Here is a 20,419-nt window from a genome sequence, read left to right on the forward strand (position 1 = left end):
ATAATTTTTATTGAATTAATCAAAATACATTTTTTATTTTCAATTTGAATAAAACTTGAATTTTATGTTTTCTCGTGTACTATGGCGCTTCTTTTTAAACCAGAGGTAATAATAATAATGAAAATGAAACGCCATGAGTGGATGAATGAAGATGGAGAACTTAATCTCGTTACAGGTACTCAAAAGAAATTAGCGCAATCTCCCCAATCACAAGCTTTAGTCTCACAATATCTTTTCTTTAAACAACATGACTTAACTGGTGCGCAACAGATTAGAAAAAATGTGAATCATGCGATGGAAATCGCCTATGAACGAGATGTTGGATTCGGTCCGAATGAGCACGTGGATCTTCCACACAACAACTTTGGTTACTAAGATATAAAATCCTCTTTCCCTATCTACGTCATCCCGAGACAACGTGGGAGCCCCTCATCGTGACACAGTCCCATAGTATGGAGATCCCTCGCGATGCTCGGGATGAGTGGATCAGGGGAGAAGGGAAATTCAGAAACCCTTAGCGAAAATCCAAGCGTCTGCACTTTCTTTAGAAAAAAATAGATCACTCATTGCATAACCCACTACTGCTGCAAGCGCTTCATTAAAATAAACTAAAGGAATGCGTTCCCTTAACCATGGTGGAACGCCCCACTCTTGGAATAATTTTTTTAAACGCTTGGTTTGGCCATGCCAGAAAAATTCTTCTCCGCCTTGTCTGAATCGGACGCATATTTTTGTATTGGGAGGAACTACTAGTCCTTGAATGCTTTTTTTTGCCAATAAATTAATTTCCAGATCAGCGATGACTAGAGGTAAGGGAAATGCCGACCATTCAATGCAAGAGGGTAATTTATTTGTATTGTTCCTATCCAGATATAAATGCCTTTGGTGGCGACGCACAATCACCTCTGCCCAACTCACCTCGGGAATCGCATCGGAACGTGCAAAGATCACTTCATCAATCAAACGCTCAAAAGTGGCTGTCGAAGGCATTTGAACTCGATTATTTTTCAACCAAACCCTGAGCAAATTCACAAGACGATCACGACTGAGTTCTTTTAATGGTGTTATCAACAAAAAATTGTTTGAAAGAACGTCTGAATATTCTTCCAATGCAGTCGCTTTATTTCCAACCGCATCTAGGGTAGAAAATTGCTGCGTCGATAAGGTGTTCAAATTCTCATCAACTGGTGCGTACTTTGGGGTTCTGCCTTCCATATCCCCCTGACCTTTTCTCTCCTTAGCCTGCTTGGAAATAAGTCGACTATCTCCTTCTGCCAAGCCATCTAAATTTCTTTTAGCTTGCTGGCAATGAATGGCTGTTCTTGCAATATTACCCACCACTCCAGGCCATTTTTTTTTCAACAAAGGCATAATTTGATGACGCAGGTAATTGCGTGAATAATTGATGTCCTGATTGCTCTCATCCTCAATCCATCTTAATTGCTGTAACACAGCATAATGCTCAAGTTGTGCACGGGAATGATTTAAAAAGGGACGAGCCACTCCTCCCAGACCCAATTTGCCCCAATCACAGATTGCAGCCAAACCATCTACCCCAGCACCTCGAAATAGTTGCAAAAGTACTGTTTCCGCTTGATCATCCAAATGATGTCCTAAAATCAAGCAACTTTGTTCGGTCATCAAAGAAGAAAAAACGGCATATCGAGCAATGCGCGCCCTCTCTTCAATATTCGCTGAGCGATCAAATTGGACGGATTGGGTGGTTAAAGGAATGCCCAAATGATGACAAAACTGCTCGCAATGTGCTTGCCAATAAGATGCACGAGCACTAATACCATGATTGACATGCACAGCAACTAATTTAGTAAACAAGGCGGGGTGGGATGCGAGCACATGCAAAAGCACCGTTGAATCAAGCCCACCACTAAAGCCTACAATGAGCTTCTTGAATTGGCTTAGGCGAGAAAGCCACTCGGAATTCATTAGATCGCTTTCCAAACTCGTAGAGGGAGTCGAGGCGAGATAAGGCGCGGAGCATACGACTGGATCGTACAAGCAAGTAATTGAGGATTCGAGCACCTCATCGGTCATGCAATTCACGTCCTCGGTTGAATTTGGAAAGAGATTGAATAAAGCTTTAATCACATGCACCCATAGCCATAAATTTTTGGTATCTGTTCTCGACCAGTTGATCCAATGGCAATTTCTTTAAAGCACGTAATTCGCTAACCAAAACATCTTTTAAACGCGCAGCCATTTCATCAACATTACGGTGTGCCCCCCCTAATGGTTCAGGCACTACCATATCAATTAACTTATTTTCCAAAATCTTATCTGCTGTAATTCTCATCGCTCGAGCAGCTTCACTTGCTTTAGACGCATCTTTCCACAGAATCGAGGCACAACCCTCTGGAGAAATTACTGAATAAATACCAAATTGCAGCATGAGCACACGGTCTCCGACGCCAATTGCCAGCGCTCCTCCAGAACCTGCTTCTCCTGTTACCACACAGATAATTGGAGTTTTAAGATTTGACATCACAAAAAGATTTCGCGCAATTGCTTCAGATTGGTTGCGTTCTTCGGCACCAATCCCTGGATACGCTCCTGCGGTATCAATAAAAGTGAAAATGGGTAATTTGAATTTTTCAGCCATATTCATCAAACGCAAAGCTTTTCGATACTCTTCAGGACGAGCCATCCCAAAGTTTCGATAGACTTTTTCTTTAGTACGTTTACCTTTCTGATGGCCAAGCACCATGACTGGCTCACCATTTAAACGTGCCAAACCCCCAATAATTGCAGGAGCTGAAGAGCAACTTCGGTCACCATGTAACTCCTGAAAATCTGTAAAAATACGTTCGATATAATCTGTAGTCTGTGGCCTTAGTGGATGTCTCGCCATTTGCGCTACTTGCCAAGGCTCCAAGTTTGAAAAAACTTGAGCTGTTAAATCAGAACATTTTGCTTGAAGTCGTGCGATTTCATCACTTAAATTCACTTCGTTATCATGTCCCAACATGCGAAGTGCTTCAATTTTTTGATTCAACTCTTCGATGGGTTGCTCAAAATCCAAAAATTGTCTGCTCATTGAATACTCTTTGGTGAATTAAATATCATGGTATATGATAACCTTAACCGACAATTGATGCCAGATTCAAACAAAGTATATGATCATTACAGGATTTAACCCTTTAAATACACAAAACTGCATCTTAAATGAAGCTCGAATTGATCTTTGGCAATTTTCTTTAGTGCATGAATTGAATCATGCCTATGAGCTATTAAATCATGAAGAGCGAGCTCGTGCGGAGCGATTCTACTTCAGTAGACATAAACGCCGTTTTTCTACTGCTAGAGCCACGTTGAGAATCATCTTAGCCAATTACCTCAATATTCCTCCTGAGCAGCTGGAATTTACTTATAACGAGCATGGAAAACCAGAGGTCATCAATTCAGCAAAATTGCAATTTAATATAAGCCACACGGGCGACCTAGCGCTACTGGCAGTTGGAAAAGGATTTCCTTTAGGGGTTGATATCGAGAAATATTCCGCCAGGCCTTATGAGGGCATTGCCAAAAACTTATTTTCCGATCTTGAGTATGAAGAGTTTATTAAAGTGCCTCTCGCTTTAAAACCGGCTGTTTTCTTTCATGTTTGGGCGCAAAAGGAAGCATTTATTAAAGCCTGTGGCTTAGGTCTCTCTTACCCCACCAAACATTTTAGCGTCCCTGTATCGATACCAACGAAGCAATTAGTGAATGATCCATTACATAACATGACTTGGCAATTACGCTCCTTTATGCCTGAAGTAGCTTGTAGTGGCGCTCTATGTCATCACCCCACAGTAAGGGAAATTAGACATGGATTGATTCATCTACAACAAAATACTCGCTTGATTTTTTAGGTTTCTGCCAATGCATCTTACCCATTCACAACTTACATTATTACAATTACTTGGCGATGGTGAATGTCACAGTGGTTCCGAATTAGGAGCAGCGCTAGGCATTACCCGTTCAGCGATTTGGAAACAAATTAATCATTTAATTGAATCAGGAATTCCTATAAACCGCATGAGACACCAGGGTTATCAACTTCCTAACCAGTTGATTTTGTTAAATCAACAGAAAATTAAACAATATCTTATCGCAGAAAAACTCATATCGCCTGTTAAGTTACATCTATTGACAACCATTGATTCAACAAATCGCTATCTTAAGGATTTACCGCTTTCAAATTCCGTTGATATTTGTTGTGCCGAAATTCAAACTCAGGGTAGAGGTCGGTTTGGAAGACACTGGCACTCGCCTTTTGGAGAAAATATATACTGCTCAAGTCGTTGGAACCTCAACTGTGATCTCGCCAAGCTCTCCGGATTAAGTTTAGTGACCAGCCTAGCCATTGTGGCCACTTTAAATGAATTAGATCTATCCTCTAATATCAAGATTAAATGGCCTAATGATATTTTATGGGATAACAAAAAATTATGCGGCAGTTTGATTGAAATAATGGCTGAATCAAATGGTAATGTCCAAGTCATCATAGGTGTTGGCTTAAACGTCAATACGGATACTCAAAACAACCCTCTTCCGGATAAGCCATGGTGCTCCTTATATGAGATGACCCAAAAGCATTTTGATCGAAATGTTCTTATTGCAAAACTGATTACTCATTTGGAATATTACTTAATCAAATTCATTCATCATGATCTTAATTTCTTTATGGATGAATGGAGTAAATCGGATTATTTATTTGGAAAAAAAATTAAAGTGACTCAATCTTCCAATACCTTATCTGGGCTTGCATATGGAATCAATGACTCAGGGCAATTAATTGTAGAGGATGATGACGGTATTAAGCATTTTCTCTCGTCAGGAGATACTTCGCTTCATGACTCATAAAAAGGGATCATTGTGGGAACAAGAAAAAATGAGGTTTGTCCCGAGCATGGTTAAGTGCTCGGAACTGGATGACTGCGAGGAAATCGATTTATACTGCTTCTTCAGATTCGTCTGATTGCTTTTCTTGTTGAATGCGCAAATAAATTTCTTCACGATGGACAGATACATCTTTTGGTGCATTAATACCGAGACGAACTTGGTTACCTTTTACACCGAGCACGGTAATGTTAACATCATCACCTATAATTAAAGTTTCACCAATACGCCGAGTTAAAATTAACATAAAAATCTCCCTAACTAAGCAGCTACCTATTCCTCCACAGAACGCAATCCATGGTGTTCTTGATAGCCAAAAACGACTAAAAACAAATTTATATTTATATTTGCTATTCGAATTTAATTTTACACTGTGATTATTAACGGAGTATTAAGAAAATAATTAATTTTATTTATTTGTAAGAAAAATCTTATTATAACGAGTTAATAGGTAAGTGTTGTTGGTTACATTGGAAACATTTTTTCAATCAAATAATAAATAAAAACATAAAACTATTTAACGTATTAAAAACTAAAATCGATACATTATCAATAAATTTTTCCTTTGTCACCAGTCGCAAATTTCCTCCATTTAAGGATATACTTACCAAACCCTTTTAAACCGGAATTTTTGCATGTCCTTGAAGGCCATGTATAACGACATCGCGGAACACTATGCTATGGCAAATCGTTTTGGAGCAATTAGCCAGAGTCATGAAGTAGCCATTGAACAAATGAAGCGCTTTTATTTGGGCATGAAACCTCATTATAAAGTTCTTGATTTGGGTGTTGGTGATGGTGCTTTTCTAAAAAAGCTACAACAGATAATGCCGCAAGCAGAGTTTACAGGCATTGATGTTTCTTCTGAAATGTTAAAACGAGCTCGTGAAACATTGCCAGTGATTACTATAGAGGGTAGTGCCGCACAAGCCAATAAGTTCTTACCCCCTCATAGTCAAGATTTAATCCTGGCCCATTTTATTAATGCTTATATCCCGATTAAAGTTTTATTTCATGAGGCTAAATTACTGACCCGAGCGAATGGTCACTTTTCAATGATTACCACTACTTATGATTCATTTCCGGTAGCACAACAGCGCCTTGCTGAATTTATTACCGAAGACTCCATCTTAAGCAGTGTTGTTGGTCATTATTATAAATCCATTGTAAAAAATACTACGGTTGCGGCAAACAACAATGAATTGATGCAGGCATTCCAACAGCATCAATTTGAAGTCATAGCACATCAACGCTTGGAAATTCCCATAACTCTGAATACTATTGATGAATTAGCGCTTTTCGGAATTGAAGGTACCTGGTTTCTCAATACATTATCCATCAGAATGCTCCCAAAAATATTTTTAATTCAAAGACTAAAGAGACTTTTTAGCAAAATATTCACCTTCCCCTATCATGATACTCATATAATTGATGTCGTTCTTGCCAGAAAATGATAATCTGATATTTATCTTAAGATGATGAGGTAGGAAAAATGATTTCTCAAGAAGTGAAAAATTATTTACCTGAATTGGCCCTGCGACAAAAACAAGCCAATAACATCATATATATTACCTTTTGGAGCCAATTTTCTGTATATGCACTGAATACCATATTGGTTTTATTTTTAACTCGTCCCGTATGGTCTCAAGGTTTAGGGTACAGTCAAGCCAAAGCATATGCTTTTATAGGGGTGGCTCATGCAATGGGTTATCTCATGCCTATGCTTGGTGGCTATATGGCGGATACTGTTGTCGGAATTAGGCGATCCATACTTCTTGGCAGTATTATGTTGGCCACTGCTTATTTGCTCATCATGATCAGTGGATATACTGTAAGTAGTCTGGGAGACACTTTTTTTATTGCGGCCTATGCTTTTGTTCCCGCGACCAATTCTCTTTTAATGGGTACGTCTTCGAGCATGGTCTCGCATATTTATTCCGATGATGCGGTTAAAGCAAAATCTGCGATGACTTACTATTACATCGCAATTAATGTCGGTGCATTACTAGCAACTTTAATAGCGCCATTACTCTTTGAAAGCCGTTATGGCCCGCTTTCTATCCTTACCTTGGCTTTTGTTGGTAAATCCATTGCTGCATTGAATTTTGCCAAACGCTACCCTATTTATGAGAATGTTATTTGGGGAAAAGATCAATCCAAACTCTCTAAGTCAGGCATTTTTCGTTTGATTGCTTACATCGCTACCATTTATGTACTGACTTTATTTGCCTATTCTCATGTTTATGCCGCGAGCACAATCATAGCTTCCGGTTGCGGGATAGGAATTGCCTGGTTTTTAAAAAAAACATTAACCCTTAAAGGAAGGGTACGAGTAAAGCAAATGATTGCTCTTCTACTCATCATTGAAGCAGTTGTATTTTTTGTTATCTATAACCAAATGAACAGCACCCTAATTTTATTTGCCGAAAATAATTCAGATCATAATTTATTTGGCCTCACTGTTTCCCCCGCTCATTATCAAATACTGAATCCATTACTTATCTTAGCTATAGGCAGTCAGCTACCTCGTTTTTATAAACTGTTCCCTCATTTCACTATTCCCTACCAATTTGCGGCGGGCACCGCACTTGCGGGAATTGCTCTTTTGGTTATGGCATGTGCTGCCTCGACGACTACAGATGGAATAATTAACGGCAATTATATTGCGTTAACCTATATTCTTATTTCAATTGCGGAATTATGGGTGAGTGCCATTGGCTTAAGTATGGTAGGCTTGTATTGCGACAAAAGTTCAATCGCCTTTGCCATGGGTGTATGGTATTTGGCAAGTTCTTTGGCACATGCCATATCAGGAAGAATTGCTGGTTGGGTCGCAATTCCAAACACAGTCCACTCTGCCATAGAAAGCCTTCCTTACTATAAAAATTATTATTTAGCCTTAGGGATAACCGCCATAGTGCTTGGCACCCTCATGTATCTTTTCGCGTATATTTTACAAAAATTAATGGGAAAAAGAGGGATAATTTTAGGTTAAATTAAATAGACCAGGCTTTAGGCTGTATAAATTTTATCATTTAGTGATTGAACAAGCACAAAGGGATTTTTTGATCGTCAATGAATCAAGGTACTTGCTTGAACATGACATAATTCGTACTATGTATTTTTTGATCAGAGTGTTATTATTATATGAAAATTTATTTTCAAAATATTACCTTCCACGGTAGCCCCTTAGTTTGGGAATTGAATGAAAGTACCCATCAAGCTACTTGCTTATTATATTGTATTAAAAAAGAGACTCATTCTCGATTTGAACCTAAAATAAGTCTCGACATGTTTCATGAATATCCTGGCGTCACTATTGACGATGGGGCAATTATTATAAAAGACGTCAGAATTTTTCCCGTCGCTTATCAAACTTTAGACCACCTTAATGAGTTAAAAGACAAAATTGTTCGATCCAAGCCCCCTATATTAAAAAAACAGAGTACTTTTTTCCAATATAGAAAGGATAATGCCCTCGAAATGAGTACCTCCTCTAAAAATCAAGCTGATAAACGCAGACGCAGCGCATCAATGGCCGACCTTCCTTTGTATGGCCGCATCAGTTTAGATGAGTTAATTAAAAAAGATGATCATGCCAACTCATCCTTATGGGGAGATACTGTTGCCTATGAGAGCTATTTCGAGGAAAAAACGAAGAGTGACGCCAAAGCACGTGGTGCCATTTTTCTAAAATCCGTGTCCTCCTTTTATATCATGGTTCAGTATGAAAAGAACCATCACCTTTATCCTTTAAAATCACAACTCATTAAAGAAATTCGAAAACTATTGGATATTTTGGATCCGATATATATGAATTGGTGTGCTCAAGAAATTACATCCAATAGAAAATCAATTTTTCTTTATTTTCAAAATGCAGTATTGGAAGCCATGCTTAATGGAACATTTAATGATAAGCCAACAGAATTTGACACTCCTGAACTAGAGAAATCACATCCTAAATTGAAACAATATGCAATCGATAAAGCCCGTGCTTTACGTGCTGAGTTAATGTTAATGAAATTCAATATCTTAATTAACCCCGAATTATTCCCCGAGCTCGCACTTAACGAAAAAGAAGCAAAAAAAGTACTGTCTGAAATTACTTCTTTTCGCCAATTTGTACTCAAACAGCCTATAGAAGTCATTGAAGATATCAAACAAAGTCTCAAGGATATGGCTGATTTAATTATTCAATCCGGCATTGTCGAAGAATCGAACCTAAAATTAAGTACGCAACTCAATCATGAGTTAAGCAGTAATGCTCCTGTAATCATGGATTTTCATTCATTTCAAGCATTATTACACCTTCAATTAGACAAGCAACTAAGCAGTAATAAAAAAGAGTTAATCCCTGATATTGCTGCTAAGACGGCTAAAGAAACGATCATTCAAATAAATAAAACAATTGGGAAGTCGCATGGCCAATATATCGCTCAATTATCCAATATAGTGGATAGCGATTTTTACTTGTGCAAGGAATGGGCTGAACAATTAGCTGTTGAATTGGAAGAAATTATACTAAAACATCCTAAGGAGGAGAAAAAAGTACTTGCCTATAGCCATGCGATAGCAGATAAGGTGGTTAGTTTCTTACAGACCCAATTGCACGAATATACTCCCACTCTCGACGAGGGAGCAACGGCATCTATGACTATGTAAATTTGAAGAGTGATACTATGTGTTGAATGTAATGTAGATCGGGCCAAGACTCAACCTACATCACATTCAGAGCCTTAAACGAAAATATAAAATTAATTATCTAAACCCAAATTATCTTGCTTAAAGATCCTATCCGCACGATAGCTTGAACGAACCAAAGGACCAGAAGCTACCTCGAAAAATCCTTTCTGTAATCCGATCTGTCTTAACTCAGCAAAAGCCTCAGGAGTCACATAGCGCGCAATAGGTAAATGGTTTTTTGTCGGTTGTAAGTATTGCCCTAGAGTAAGAATATCTACATTATGTGCTCGTAAGTCATCCATTGTTTGCACAATTTCTTCATCTGTTTCACCTAAACCTAACATCAAGCTGGTTTTTGTCAACACATCAGGTCGATAACGTTTCGCGTAAGCAAGCACTTTTAATGTCTGTGCGTAACCCGCTCTGTTATCACGAACAGGATGAGTCAACCGCTCTACCGTCTCTACATTTTGTGCAAATACATCAACACCACTATCCAGCAACAAGGCAATATCTCTTTCTACACCTTGGAAATCAGGAGTTAATGCTTCTACTTTAGTTTTTGGAGATCTTTGCTTAATTGCTCGTATCGTGCGCGCGTAATGATTTGCACCACCATCAGGCAGGTCATCCCTGTTCACTGAGGTTAACACCACATAATCCAGATTCATTAATGCTACGGTATTTGCTGTATTTTCTGGCTCTTGTGGGTCCAACCAACCATGAGGATTTCCAGTGTCTACTGCACAAAAACGACATGCACGCGTGCAAACAGAACCCATTAGCATGATTGTTGCGGTACCATGAGACCAACACTCAGAAATATTAGGGCATTTTGCTTCTTCACAAACAGTAGACAGACGATGTTTTTGCACTTGCTCTTTTACCTGGTGATATGCGGGAGTAGTATGATTCACCACGCGTAGCCATTTAGGCTTAGGTAAGCGCTCATAAGCATCTCCAGTAGCTTTTACACCATCTTTAATTGCTGTCACGCCATGAGATGTTTTATATTTTTGTCCGCTCTCTACAACAACGGGAATATCAATGAGCTTACTCATGTTATCACCTGAAAAAACAAAGGTAATGCCGGGGCCTTTTGCATAAACATTAAATAAAGCCTAAGCGATTACAAACAAAGAGAGATGATAATCCCAAATCATCAAAATAAGATCAAGTCAATTTTAAAAAGTAACCGCAAATCATCAAGATCAGTAATGTCGCAAGCGATATTGCAAAGTAAGACAATACATAAGGATATGCGATTAAACTGACAGCAATCGCGATCAGGAACAACAAGCCAATGTTGGCTAATTTTGGACTTAATGCAGCAAAACGCGCTGTCTTAAGTAAGAGCAAGTAAACCAATAAAATCACAATTAAAGGAAGTAGATACACCCCTTGATAAAGCAGTTGATACATGTTTGTTTGCCAATTCGTTAACTGCTGATCATTTAACCATTGTTCAAATATAGTGGACCAGTTCATGACACAAGTTTGTTGATAAATGGTAGTAATCAATCCTAATAAAAAAGCCAATGAAAAATATAAAGTTCCTGAAGCCTGTTTTTTCAGATATTGCAGCACAAAATAAAGAGTGACTATTCCTAGTAATGCAGCAGGAATACGCAGCCATGGCAACAATTCAAAAAACGCATTGGTATAAACCTGTTGAAAATAATGGACTGTTGCTACTGAAAAAATAAACAGGAGGCTCGCGATAAGCTGTTTTTTCTTCTGGGCTTCGATTAAAAGAAAAGCAAGAAATCCTGCGAAGCAAAAAAATGCACAAGGGCTAAAGGAGTCCATAAAAGCCAGAGTAATCGTAAACCGCATCCTTGACGGTTTTTCCACCAATCCAGTAATAAACTGATTTGCATTCGCCAAATGTCGCAATGCATTCACAGTGGCTGGGGTTAACGTACCCTTTTTTTCAATTTGTTGCTTACAATGATTAATGGCATGCAATAAATCTTTGCCAGTGGTTTCTGCTGATGTAAAGCCCACCCATCGTGAATTGCAAAAATAGATTGATGGAACAGAAAAATCATCCATTTGCTGTTCGCTCAATAATTGATAAAAACGGCCTAAAGCATTTTTATCCTGATTAATATAATACCGCTGAATATGGAAATCAGGATGTTTTGATTCGATATCGCGAAAAAATGCATCGGCCTTGTGACAATGGGGACAGGTGGTGGACAAAAATAATTCTATGTTAATAACAACCTTGTTATCAGGGCTTTTGGAATACCAATTGGTTGATAATTCAGTGGCCCAAACAGGCGCATTGAATATCAATAGAGTGAGCAGCAATCTGAAAACTATTTTCATATGAGTCATAAGTACATTAAAAAAGATACTATATCATCCTAAAAAAAAATCTGTTAATAGGAATGAATGTAATTTTCTAATTGCTCAATAACTCGAGCCTTATCCTCCAATAAATGATAAAGCACATCACCTATGGATAAAATAGCTACAAGTTCACCGCCTTCATCACGAACGAGTACATGTCTTCTTTTTGTTGCAGTCATTGCTTGCATTGCTTTTTCTACAACATCATTAGTACTAAGAATAGTGATGTCCTTATTGACTACATCTGAAACTTTTCCTTTTTCGAGGTTAATGCACTTGTGTAAACAGGATCGGACTATGTCGCGCTCACTCACGATACCTATTAATTGGTTGTCATTATCGACTACAACTAATGCCCCGATATCATATTCCGTCATCATATCAATACTTTTTTTAACTGAATCTTCTGGATGGATATAGATAATTTTTCGTCTTGGCATTGGCAATGCATTATGAATTAGGTCAGCCATTTTATTCTCCATTTGAACACACTTAACCTATCTTATAAATATAGTACAAATGGAGAATATTTAAGCTAGGGACGGATAATTATGTTATTTTCAACTGCTCGTACACCTGGAACCTGACGCGCTATTTGTTCGGCGATATCACTTTGACGAATTTTCTTTACATATCCTGTAAGAATCACAACATCTTGCCTGGTTTGAACCTGCACATGGGCTATCGCTAACTCATCATTACGCATCAAGGCTTCTTGCACTGTTTGCGCCAAATCTGCCCCTTGAGCAATTGAAGGAGTAAACGGTCTAAAAATATTGGAAGTTGCCTGATTGGACTGGCAACCCGCCAAAGAAAAAAAGAAAAAAACAACCAACGTATTCAATAAATACTTTTGCATAAATGTCTCCAATATCGATTCAAACAATCTAGGGTCTGTTTTCGATTCTACTGTCTTGGCCATAATGACGAATTATAAACAGCCCTTTCATACTTAGGGTAACGCTTTATTTTTATTCTACAGCCTAAGGAAGAGTGAAGCCGTAGTATGGTAAAAACAAACAAGTAAAGTGAATAGTATGTACTTTAACTGATTAATATACAAATAAATATCTAAGAGACTATACTATTTTATGATATTAATGAGGATAAGACGAAGCTCATGAAAAAATGGATCATATCAATCAAAATAAAAGGAATCATCACCAATAAAAGAGGAACCCTGTATTTCCCCAAATAGTGGTTACCTATTGACGCACATCGAAAAGGGATTATGGCGGATTGCCTGGCTCTGGGTTGGTCAGGTAAGATGGTATCATCCCCTAAACTTAATAACAGTTCAGCTGATGTCCCAGGATAATAGGTGTTACTAAAATAAAAAATGATTTTTAAATTGAGTATAAAAACATGGATAAAGACTATTACAAAATAATGGGAGTTAGTGAAGATGCCACTGAAAAAGACATTAAGATGGCCTATCGAAAACTGGCTCGAAAATACCATCCTGATATCAGTAAAGAACCTAATGCCGAAGAGCAATTTAAAGAAATGGGAGAAGCTTATGAGGTTTTAAGGGACCCCGTAAAAAGAGCGGAATATGATGCGTTTCGGAAAAATAAAGCATTCCATCAACAAGGAGCACAGAGCCATTGGCGCCCCGAAGACTCGGAACAGGTGTATCGCGGTCCATTAAATGAGGACTTATTCGAGACATTATTCGGACACTCCCGTTATCGGCAGCAACCAATGGCCGGTCATGACTATCATGGTAAAATTAATATTGGCCTCGAGGAAGCATTTACAGGAACGGTTAAAAACATTCAGATTCCGACTACGCACGACGCTCAAGTCTCTATGCAAACATTGAAAGTGAAAATACCCGCAGGAGTTAAATCAGGTCAACAAATTCGTTTGGCTGGCCAAGGTGCACCTGGCATACATGGAGGTCCTCGTGGCGATATTTATTTAACGATAGAGGTTGATAAGCATCCCCTTTTTGACGTTATGGATGGTGATATCTACCTTACCCTACCCGTAACGCCTTGGGAAGCGGCTTTAGGAGCAACAATAGTGGTTCCCACTTTAGGGGGAAAAATCGATTTGAAAATTCCGCCGGGATCTCAAGGAGGACAAAAATTAAGATTGAAAAATCGTGGCTTACCGGGTACAACCACTGGACATCAATATGTCCTTTTAAAAATTATTACTCCGCCGCCAACAACTGAAGAGGCAAAAGAAGTCTACAAAAAGATGGCACAGGTAATGCCTTTTAATCCACGCGACACGATGGGAGTATAAGCATGAAGCAAGACAATACAATAATTGGCGTGCTTATTGAAGAAACCACGACTATTTCATTCAATGAGGTATGCCAAAAATATCATATACCCAAAGAATTATTGATCGAAATGGTAGAATATGGCATTTTTTCAAGCAAAACAACAAAAACAGAACATCTAAAATTAAACCAAAAAGATCTACGTAAAATTGAGTCTGCCTTTCGCTTACACCAAGATTTAGGAATCAATCTTCCAGGGGTAGCACTCGCATTAGAACTCTTGGAAAAAATAGATTTATTAAATGAAGAGCTTAATATTTTACGAAAACATTTTTGACTCGAAAAGTAATTCGCATAGATGCAATCCAGCAAAATAGCATACCCTCTCCCACTTATGGGAGACGGGAAATTCCCAAGCCCTCAGGCACTTTTACCCCCGCCTTGCCTTATTCCGAGGGTAGCGAGGTTTCTCCCATCGTAAATACAAGAGTTCCATCTTGGGATTACCTCCTGCACTTTTGATAAGAATGCATTCCACTGCGCTTCATCCCTACGACAAATCACAAGCTAAATTCTTATAAAAATTACGCAAGCAGATATTGCTAGACATTGCGAAATGGTAATAGAATGGTTAAAGGATAATCTTTTAACGAAGCAAAACCTATGCGCCCTTTGTTTATCATTTTGATTGTTTCTCTAGTTGTTTTACAACATAAGTTGTGGCTGGGCGATGGAAATTTAATTCAATGGCATAATCTTGAAAAAAAACTCGCTGCTCACGAGCAGGAAAATAATAAATTAACAACCCGTAATCGGGTACTTGAAGCGGATATCAGGGAGTTAAAAAGTGGCGATCAAGCCCTAGAGGAGCAAGCACGCTATGAGCTCGGAATGGTAAAAGTTAATGAAGTCTATTACCAATTCGTAGATTAGAAGTAATCGCTCAAGCTTTATTCTAACATTGATTCAACCGTTTACACTTACTCACATCCTGCGCTTAAATCGAACCATTCTCCATGGATACTGAACACAGAATAAATCGATCATGATGGTCCTGTATTGACATCAAGCAGTCAATAATTCGAGATAGTCAGGGGGTTGCTTATTCCATAGACTCAATACAAAGCCGCCTCCACCAGATCCTGTCGGTTTTACGGCGAGTGCCCCTTCTGCGCTCAACCAATTCATATGTTGTTGCAAACTTTCACTAACTAGATTCCATTGATAAAAGCAATCAGCGGCCTTATTAATTGCTTGGGCTAAAGAGCTTATTGCATCTGCACCACCTTGCTCTAAAGCAGCTCTTGCTTCTTCAACCGCATCAACCATTTGCTCATCAATTTGTTGAGCCAAAATGGGATTATTAGTCCATAAATTCTGAACTTGATGAATACAATGCGATGTAATGCCAATTTGTTTGCATGAAGACAAAAAAAACTGTGGGAAAATTTTTTGCTGCAGGGGCATAATAGATCCCTCTTTAAAATAAACCCCTTTCTCAGTAGCGACTCCAGCAACATCAAGTCCGCTGCTTTTTCCATGGAATAAATGTTCTAGTTCTTTTGCAAAAGCATTACACTGATCGTGCTCTATCATTTTTTGCGCACAAAACCAACGACTCATTGCCACACAAAGAGCTGCTGAAGCGCCCATACCAGCGCCCACAGGGATCGAACTGTCTAAATGAAAATAGCCACCTATTTGGTTTAGAGAGCGTCCTAACAAGTGCATTCCATGTTCCAGCACGCTCCAAAACAACAGTTGCATATCAGCACCGCTGCTCCCAGTATAATCAGCTCCTAAAGAAGACCCTGCCGCAGAATAATTGAGCGTTAATTTCTTTTCCTTAATTGGAAATACTAAGGCTGGATGTCCTCGTACTACAGCATGTTCACCTGCTAAAATCCACTTACCAAAAGTTGTAGTCTCAAAATCAAAGAACGTCATAATTCCCTACTAAATAATCACGTTTAAATTCACGTGCTAAGTCTGCCTGGTTGGGACGATATAATAAATGAATGTTTGGTCCAGCATCCATAGTGACTATGGGACCATCCCCTTTTTTATTCCAAAAATTTTCCAAGTGATGCAGTAGGTCAGTACAACTTTCCGTCATGTAAGTAAAGGGTTGTTCACAAGTAGTAAACAGACGATGCATATCTTGAAATTCTTTCCAGCAGGTTTGATATGCCGCAGTCCAATCTTCCGTCATTAAAGCATCTAATAAAAGCTTTAGGTTCTCTCTTGCTCTTTGGCTGCGTGTTTCATAAAAAGGACTACTCTTGACTCGTTGATGGGCTTCACTGGAGGGGACTTCTTTCTTTTTATTACTAATCACGACACCTTGGTAAATTAATTCTTGATAAGGCAAATCCACTTCTTTAACTTCATTGTCATCCCATAAAGCCCAAGGAGAATAAAAAGATCGACACGACGAACCTGATCCCAAACGGCTGAGCTGGGCTTGTTCATCAATGGAAGGCATGGGTTTATTGGTTAGCTCACTCAAAGCAACAACAGCACAGCGCGTTAATGCCGCAAAACTTGAAGCAGAACTTGCCATACCACTACTGTGAGGAAAGTTATTGCACGATTGCACTAAAAAACCACCCTCATAGCCAAAGTATGTTTTTATGCGGGCTAAATGATCAAGAAATCTTTTTTGACCCTCTGAGGAAAGTACAAAATGTTCAATTCCAGCAGGTATTATAAGCGGTTCCCAAATATCTTTTTTTGAGCTTATTTTTTCAAGCCTTACCGTACTTTTGAGTTCATTTAAAGTATAGGATAGCGACGGGTTATCAGGAGTATTTGCATTATCCTTTTTTCCCATATATTTGATCAAAGCAATATTAGCTGGGGCATGGGCTAGCCAATACATATTTTTCTCCTTGGAATCCATAAATTAGTTCAATGCAGCCTGGGTGAAGGCAAAGCCGTAACCCAGAACTTCAGAGTTACGCATAAAAAATTTATTAATTAAATCGTACGTAATCTTGAATTAGCCAATTGAGCAGTAGGTGTACCAGGATAAGCTCTTACTACTTGTTGCAGGAATTTCTGAGCCTCTTGCTTATTACCTTGTGCAGCATAGGCATAACCAGTCTTGAGCATGCTTGCTGCAGACTTACTTGAGGTAGGGAATTGTTGTAAAACGACATTAAAATGTTCAATAGCCTTAGAATAATCTTTTTTAGCTAAATAAAGCTCTCCAAGCCAATATTGAGCATTAGCAGTATAACCACCCCTAGGATATTTTTGCACAAATCCATTCATAGAAATGATAGCGTCGTCATATCGCTTGTTTTTTACTAACTCATAAGCTGCTAAATAGCTAATTTGTTCGTCAGCGGGATTCGCTCTCGAAGTAGAAACAGCAGCAGGGGCTGGTATGGAAGCCGATTTACTCGCTTGGACATCAGACGTGGGGGTAACTGTTTTGGGAGCTGGTTCTTTAGAACCAACGGAAAGATCCATTGCCGGCTTATTAGCCGATGCTTTATTTGGCGATACTTTCGCAGAACTGGTTCCGCTCAAACGAGCATCTAAATCTTTATAAAAAGCAACTTGCTGTTGCTGCAACAATTTTAAATCGTGAGCTTGTACTTCTAATTGGCCACGGAGTTCTTGTACTTCTTGTTGTAAGCTTTGGATTTTATCAATCAGCTTTGCATTATCGGTAATATTATTATTCGATTCATTTGCTTGATCATCTTTAGCAAGCGCAGGTTCATCATCCGTTTGGGAGTTATCGATGGTGTAACTCTCATTCCGAGCTACATCATACTGTCTACTTTCAGCACCGTACTTTGAGCCAACAGGCGCATCATACGCCTGTTGTTCCTCACTAATTGCAAAATTTTCACTATCATCAACCACAGGCGCCTCTGACCAACAGGTCAAAGGAAGGATTAACATAAAGCCAGCAGCGATAATGTGTTTTTTGCAATTAATCATCTTGTTGCCTCATAAGTAAATTCAACACGTCGGTTTTGTGCGTGTGATGCTTCATCATGTCCTAAGTTAATTGGACGCTCTTTACCATAGCTAACGACACGAACTTGTTGTCTGCTCACACCGGCCATACGTAAAATATCAGCTACGGTATTTGCTCGACGCTCACCAAGAGCTACGTTATATTCACGGCTACCACGCTCATCAGTATGCCCAGCAACTAACACTCGAGCACCAGGATGCGTCTTCAAGTATTCTGCCTGAGCATTAACTGACGGTAAATATTTGGGAGCCAAATTACTGTCATCATAGGAGAACAAATACAATTGATTATGGGGTGCCTGAGTTGTATAAGACTCACCTGGTTCTTGACCAGCAAAATGAGTAAATTGTCCTAGACCTTGAGCAGAAGCCTCAGCTTCGTTCACACCTACTCCTTCAGCACTACCTGGTGCTTTAGAACAAGCAGCAACTAAAACAGCACTCGCTACAAGCAGACCTAATTTACAAAATGATCCGGCTTTCATCCTCAATCTCCTTCGTTCTTCTTATTATTGATAAATTTCAAAATCCCATATAGGGCTCATGGGGGCACATTGTACAATTCTTTTTATTTTTTGGCTACAGTACTATGTGATCATAATTAACCAAATTGTAGTATTGGTGAAGTGCCACGCGTTCGGATGGTTTTGGCAATCCCGAGAAGGACCTCCATGCTGTAGCACCATGTTTCGATAAGAGCCTCCTCGCTAGACTCGCGATGACACTGCTCTAATGTTGTATATGAGATACCACAAACTGTGCGAGAATTGCAGTAAACTGTTGCGTTGCCTTATTGGCTGCAATGACACCGCCATAGGGTGTATCACTAGGGCAGGGGATCTGTAAGTTGATAATCCGCGAAGCAAGCACTTTATTATCATTAACATGGGTCAAAACCATTTTGCCTGAAAATTCGAGGACACTTGGTTTTTTAAGGAAATTTTGTTCTAGTGCAAGCAATTGGGTATCCAATCGATAATCTACTCCCAAGGTATACGCATTGGATGTCACTGCTTTAAAAAGATTGGTTCGTTGTAAACTTTGTAGCACTAAAGGATAGATCATATCAGCCGGCGGATTTACCCATGCGTTGTTTGCAAAAGGCTCAAGCGCATAAGGTTTTTTAATATAAAGCATTTGCTCGGTTTGATACCCTGCGGCAGCCTCAGTTGCGGTAACCAACAAAGTGATGGGCATTGGATTTTTAGCTAACTGTCTCGTGCTGTATGCACTCAATTGATATTGATTTTTTACAGAGACTTTCACGGGTGAGCATGAACTAAGCAATACCACGCTAAAACTCACAAGAAAAACAGTCAACTTTTTCATCATTTATTCTCCAGGCCCAGGTTGTGGCGGTTTACTTCCACGAATAACCACAGCAGGGTTCTGACGCATTTCACTGCTCACTTTTTCTAAATTTGCAGAAATGGCATTCAATCGGCGTAATAAAATTACGGCTGGTGGAAGAGCTTCTTGGGAAATTTTATCTAACGTGTTTCTTCCTGAGCCCATCGTTTTTGATACACTATTCCCGGCCTTACTTAAACTTTCTGCCATGGTATCAAACTTAGAGATTCCTAGTTTTAACTCATCGAGTATATGGGGAAGATCGCGACTCGCTTTAGCCAGATTATCCATAAAAATATTAAGATTTTTGCCATTACGCTCAAGATCTTTAGAAAAATGATCAATATTAGTCAATATATGAGTAATGTGTTTTGCATTCTCTTCATTAAAGATACGTTGTGCTTCGGAACTTACAATACCTACATCTTCAGAAACCTTTTTCAAAATGCTATCTAATTGATTGAAAACAGAAGGTTTTGAGGGAATAACAGGGAAAGGTTCGCCGGGCATTTTTTGAATTGGAGTCAAATCGGAAGTGCTGGCACTCAAACCAATATAAGTAACACCAGTAATACCTTGGGAATTTAATGTTGCATAAGTACTTGTAGTAATTGGCGTATCTTCTTCAATATCCAATAAAATTTCCACTTGTCTTGGATCGCTTTGATTTAATTTTATTTCTTTTACATATCCAACTTGCACTCCATTGAATTTTACAGGAGCATCTTGAGTGAGACCGGAAGCTGCTTCATGCATGAAAACAGTGTACGTTGTATACTTTTTTTGATTAAAACCAACAGACAACCACAACATGGTAGCAACAAGCCCCACGAGCAATATGAGTACAAATATACCTACAATGGTGTAATTGGTTTTCGATTCCAAGTATTCTGTCTC

The 20,419-nt window shown here is 38.9% G+C and carries 22 protein-coding genes; 9 read left to right on the plus strand and 13 right to left on the minus strand.

Features of this window, described 5'->3' with window-relative positions; translation table 11 throughout:
• The first annotated feature begins 117 nt into the window (after positions 1–117).
• Entirely contained in the window at positions 118–375 is a 258-nt protein-coding gene (locus OQJ13_RS03255; RefSeq protein WP_265709153.1) for a hypothetical protein, read from the plus strand.
• Between the two features lie 129 nt (positions 376–504).
• On the opposite strand, the gene tilS is transcribed toward OQJ13_RS03255, so the two are convergent.
• Together tilS and OQJ13_RS03265 are read right to left on the minus strand one after the other, a co-directional pair.
• Positions 505–1,959: a tRNA lysidine(34) synthetase TilS gene (gene tilS / locus OQJ13_RS03260; RefSeq protein ID WP_265711878.1), complete on the minus strand. Its 1,455-nt coding sequence runs from the start codon at positions 1,957–1,959 to the stop codon at positions 505–507.
• A 139-nt stretch (positions 1,960–2,098) separates the two neighbouring features.
• A complete protein-coding gene (locus OQJ13_RS03265; protein WP_265705272.1) occupies positions 2,099–3,052 on the minus strand; it encodes an acetyl-CoA carboxylase carboxyltransferase subunit alpha in 954 nt (317 codons plus the stop codon).
• A 79-nt stretch (positions 3,053–3,131) separates the two neighbouring features.
• On the opposite strand from OQJ13_RS03265, the gene OQJ13_RS03270 reads away from it, so the two are divergent.
• Both OQJ13_RS03270 and birA read left to right on the plus strand, forming a co-directional pair.
• Entirely contained in the window at positions 3,132–3,869 is a 738-nt protein-coding gene (locus OQJ13_RS03270) for a 4'-phosphopantetheinyl transferase family protein (protein WP_265709154.1), read from the plus strand.
• Between the two features lie 10 nt (positions 3,870–3,879).
• On the plus strand, positions 3,880–4,863 hold the full coding sequence (birA, locus tag OQJ13_RS03275) for a bifunctional biotin--[acetyl-CoA-carboxylase] ligase/biotin operon repressor BirA (RefSeq protein WP_265709155.1): 984 nt from the start codon (positions 3,880–3,882) through the stop codon (positions 4,861–4,863).
• Positions 4,864–4,951: 88 nt separating this feature from the next.
• Here birA and csrA read toward each other — a convergent pair whose 3' ends face one another.
• Positions 4,952–5,146 carry a carbon storage regulator CsrA gene (gene csrA / locus OQJ13_RS03280; protein ID WP_010654169.1) on the minus strand — a complete coding sequence of 65 codons (195 nt, stop codon included), beginning with the start codon at positions 5,144–5,146 and terminating at the stop codon, positions 4,952–4,954.
• A gap of 388 nt (positions 5,147–5,534) precedes the next feature.
• On the opposite strand from csrA, the gene OQJ13_RS03285 reads away from it, so the two are divergent.
• The 3 genes from OQJ13_RS03285 to OQJ13_RS03295 all read left to right on the plus strand — a co-directional run bounded on the left by OQJ13_RS03285 (position 5,535) and on the right by OQJ13_RS03295 (position 9,561).
• On the plus strand, positions 5,535–6,353 hold the full coding sequence (locus tag OQJ13_RS03285) for a class I SAM-dependent methyltransferase (protein ID WP_265709157.1): 819 nt from the start codon (positions 5,535–5,537) through the stop codon (positions 6,351–6,353).
• 38 nt (positions 6,354–6,391) lie between these two features.
• Positions 6,392–7,894, plus strand: a complete 1,503-nt coding sequence (locus tag OQJ13_RS03290; RefSeq protein ID WP_265709159.1) for a peptide MFS transporter — start codon at positions 6,392–6,394, stop codon at positions 7,892–7,894.
• Between the two features lie 152 nt (positions 7,895–8,046).
• Entirely contained in the window at positions 8,047–9,561 is a 1,515-nt protein-coding gene (locus OQJ13_RS03295; RefSeq protein ID WP_265709160.1) for a hypothetical protein, read from the plus strand.
• A 92-nt stretch (positions 9,562–9,653) separates the two neighbouring features.
• Here the strand turns inward: OQJ13_RS03295 and lipA are convergent, their stop codons facing one another.
• The 4 genes from lipA to OQJ13_RS03315 all read right to left on the minus strand — a co-directional run bounded on the left by lipA (position 9,654) and on the right by OQJ13_RS03315 (position 12,799).
• On the minus strand, positions 9,654–10,643 hold the full coding sequence (lipA, locus tag OQJ13_RS03300) for a lipoyl synthase (RefSeq protein ID WP_265709161.1): 990 nt from the start codon (positions 10,641–10,643) through the stop codon (positions 9,654–9,656).
• A 112-nt stretch (positions 10,644–10,755) separates the two neighbouring features.
• Positions 10,756–11,916, minus strand: a complete 1,161-nt coding sequence (locus OQJ13_RS03305) for a hypothetical protein (protein WP_265709163.1) — start codon at positions 11,914–11,916, stop codon at positions 10,756–10,758.
• A 53-nt stretch (positions 11,917–11,969) separates the two neighbouring features.
• The gene (locus OQJ13_RS03310; protein ID WP_265709164.1) at positions 11,970–12,410 is read right to left on the minus strand and encodes a CBS domain-containing protein; all 441 of its coding nucleotides are present in this window, start codon (positions 12,408–12,410) and stop codon (positions 11,970–11,972) included.
• 65 nt (positions 12,411–12,475) lie between these two features.
• Positions 12,476–12,799, minus strand: a complete 324-nt coding sequence (locus OQJ13_RS03315) for a BON domain-containing protein (protein ID WP_265709166.1) — start codon at positions 12,797–12,799, stop codon at positions 12,476–12,478.
• Positions 12,800–13,305: 506 nt separating this feature from the next.
• On the opposite strand from OQJ13_RS03315, the gene OQJ13_RS03320 reads away from it, so the two are divergent.
• From OQJ13_RS03320 to ftsB, 3 genes are all read left to right on the plus strand, one after another.
• Positions 13,306–14,196, plus strand: a complete 891-nt coding sequence (locus tag OQJ13_RS03320) for a DnaJ C-terminal domain-containing protein (RefSeq protein ID WP_265709167.1) — start codon at positions 13,306–13,308, stop codon at positions 14,194–14,196.
• Positions 14,197–14,198: 2 nt separating this feature from the next.
• Positions 14,199–14,513, plus strand: coding sequence for a chaperone modulator CbpM (locus OQJ13_RS03325; protein ID WP_028380070.1), 315 nt, complete (start codon positions 14,199–14,201; stop codon positions 14,511–14,513).
• A gap of 326 nt (positions 14,514–14,839) precedes the next feature.
• Entirely contained in the window at positions 14,840–15,109 is a 270-nt protein-coding gene (ftsB, locus tag OQJ13_RS03330; RefSeq protein WP_028380069.1) for a cell division protein FtsB, read from the plus strand.
• Between the two features lie 132 nt (positions 15,110–15,241).
• Here the strand turns inward: ftsB and OQJ13_RS03335 are convergent, their stop codons facing one another.
• The 6 genes from OQJ13_RS03335 to OQJ13_RS03360 all read right to left on the minus strand — a co-directional run bounded on the left by OQJ13_RS03335 (position 15,242) and on the right by OQJ13_RS03360 (position 20,407).
• Complete coding sequence (locus OQJ13_RS03335; protein ID WP_265709169.1) at positions 15,242–16,123, minus strand: mevalonate kinase; 882 nt, start codon at positions 16,121–16,123, stop codon at positions 15,242–15,244.
• Positions 16,110–17,057 (minus strand): diphosphomevalonate decarboxylase, encoded by a 948-nt coding sequence (locus tag OQJ13_RS03340; protein ID WP_265709170.1) that lies wholly within the window; start codon positions 17,055–17,057, stop codon positions 16,110–16,112. The genes OQJ13_RS03335 and OQJ13_RS03340 overlap by 14 nt, the downstream gene beginning before the upstream one ends.
• A 98-nt stretch (positions 17,058–17,155) precedes the next feature.
• Positions 17,156–18,133 (minus strand): tol-pal system protein YbgF, encoded by a 978-nt coding sequence (gene ybgF / locus OQJ13_RS03345; RefSeq protein WP_265709172.1) that lies wholly within the window; start codon positions 18,131–18,133, stop codon positions 17,156–17,158.
• Positions 18,130–18,657 (minus strand): peptidoglycan-associated lipoprotein Pal, encoded by a 528-nt coding sequence (gene pal / locus OQJ13_RS03350; RefSeq protein ID WP_265709173.1) that lies wholly within the window; start codon positions 18,655–18,657, stop codon positions 18,130–18,132. Before pal ends, ybgF begins: the two co-directional genes overlap by 4 nt.
• Positions 18,658–18,901: 244 nt before the next feature.
• Positions 18,902–19,501, minus strand: a complete 600-nt coding sequence (locus OQJ13_RS03355; RefSeq protein WP_265711879.1) for an ABC-type transport auxiliary lipoprotein family protein — start codon at positions 19,499–19,501, stop codon at positions 18,902–18,904.
• A 3-nt stretch (positions 19,502–19,504) separates the two neighbouring features.
• Complete coding sequence (locus OQJ13_RS03360; RefSeq protein WP_265709174.1) at positions 19,505–20,407, minus strand: MlaD family protein; 903 nt, start codon at positions 20,405–20,407, stop codon at positions 19,505–19,507.
• Positions 20,408–20,419: the final 12 nt, after the last annotated feature.

Origin of the sequence: Legionella sp. PATHC035 (assembly GCF_026191115.1) — a bacterium.
Classification (GTDB): Bacteria; Pseudomonadota; Gammaproteobacteria; order Legionellales; family Legionellaceae; genus Legionella.

What these genes read in the sequence shown, in the direction of transcription:
- OQJ13_RS03255 (WP_265709153.1), top strand. Translation starts at nt 118, where the DNA reads ATGAAAATGAAACGCCATGAGTGGATGAATGAAGATGGAGAACTTAAT.
- OQJ13_RS03265 (WP_265705272.1), bottom strand. Translation starts at nt 3,052, where the DNA reads ATGAGCAGACAATTTTTGGATTTTGAGCAACCCATCGAAGAGTTGAAT.
- OQJ13_RS03270 (WP_265709154.1), top strand. Translation starts at nt 3,132, where the DNA reads ATGATCATTACAGGATTTAACCCTTTAAATACACAAAACTGCATCTTA.
- birA (WP_265709155.1), top strand. Translation starts at nt 3,880, where the DNA reads ATGCATCTTACCCATTCACAACTTACATTATTACAATTACTTGGCGAT.
- csrA (WP_010654169.1), bottom strand. Translation starts at nt 5,146, where the DNA reads ATGTTAATTTTAACTCGGCGTATTGGTGAAACTTTAATTATAGGTGAT.
- OQJ13_RS03285 (WP_265709157.1), top strand. Translation starts at nt 5,535, where the DNA reads ATGTCCTTGAAGGCCATGTATAACGACATCGCGGAACACTATGCTATG.
- OQJ13_RS03290 (WP_265709159.1), top strand. Translation starts at nt 6,392, where the DNA reads ATGATTTCTCAAGAAGTGAAAAATTATTTACCTGAATTGGCCCTGCGA.
- OQJ13_RS03295 (WP_265709160.1), top strand. Translation starts at nt 8,047, where the DNA reads ATGAAAATTTATTTTCAAAATATTACCTTCCACGGTAGCCCCTTAGTT.
- lipA (WP_265709161.1), bottom strand. Translation starts at nt 10,643, where the DNA reads ATGAGTAAGCTCATTGATATTCCCGTTGTTGTAGAGAGCGGACAAAAA.
- OQJ13_RS03305 (WP_265709163.1), bottom strand. Translation starts at nt 11,916, where the DNA reads ATGAAAATAGTTTTCAGATTGCTGCTCACTCTATTGATATTCAATGCG.
- OQJ13_RS03310 (WP_265709164.1), bottom strand. Translation starts at nt 12,410, where the DNA reads ATGGCTGACCTAATTCATAATGCATTGCCAATGCCAAGACGAAAAATT.
- OQJ13_RS03315 (WP_265709166.1), bottom strand. Translation starts at nt 12,799, where the DNA reads ATGCAAAAGTATTTATTGAATACGTTGGTTGTTTTTTTCTTTTTTTCT.
- OQJ13_RS03320 (WP_265709167.1), top strand. Translation starts at nt 13,306, where the DNA reads ATGGATAAAGACTATTACAAAATAATGGGAGTTAGTGAAGATGCCACT.
- OQJ13_RS03325 (WP_028380070.1), top strand. Translation starts at nt 14,199, where the DNA reads ATGAAGCAAGACAATACAATAATTGGCGTGCTTATTGAAGAAACCACG.
- ftsB (WP_028380069.1), top strand. Translation starts at nt 14,840, where the DNA reads ATGCGCCCTTTGTTTATCATTTTGATTGTTTCTCTAGTTGTTTTACAA.
- OQJ13_RS03335 (WP_265709169.1), bottom strand. Translation starts at nt 16,123, where the DNA reads ATGACGTTCTTTGATTTTGAGACTACAACTTTTGGTAAGTGGATTTTA.
- OQJ13_RS03340 (WP_265709170.1), bottom strand. Translation starts at nt 17,057, where the DNA reads ATGTATTGGCTAGCCCATGCCCCAGCTAATATTGCTTTGATCAAATAT.
- ybgF (WP_265709172.1), bottom strand. Translation starts at nt 18,133, where the DNA reads ATGATTAATTGCAAAAAACACATTATCGCTGCTGGCTTTATGTTAATC.
- pal (WP_265709173.1), bottom strand. Translation starts at nt 18,657, where the DNA reads ATGAAAGCCGGATCATTTTGTAAATTAGGTCTGCTTGTAGCGAGTGCT.
- OQJ13_RS03355 (WP_265711879.1), bottom strand. Translation starts at nt 19,501, where the DNA reads ATGAAAAAGTTGACTGTTTTTCTTGTGAGTTTTAGCGTGGTATTGCTT.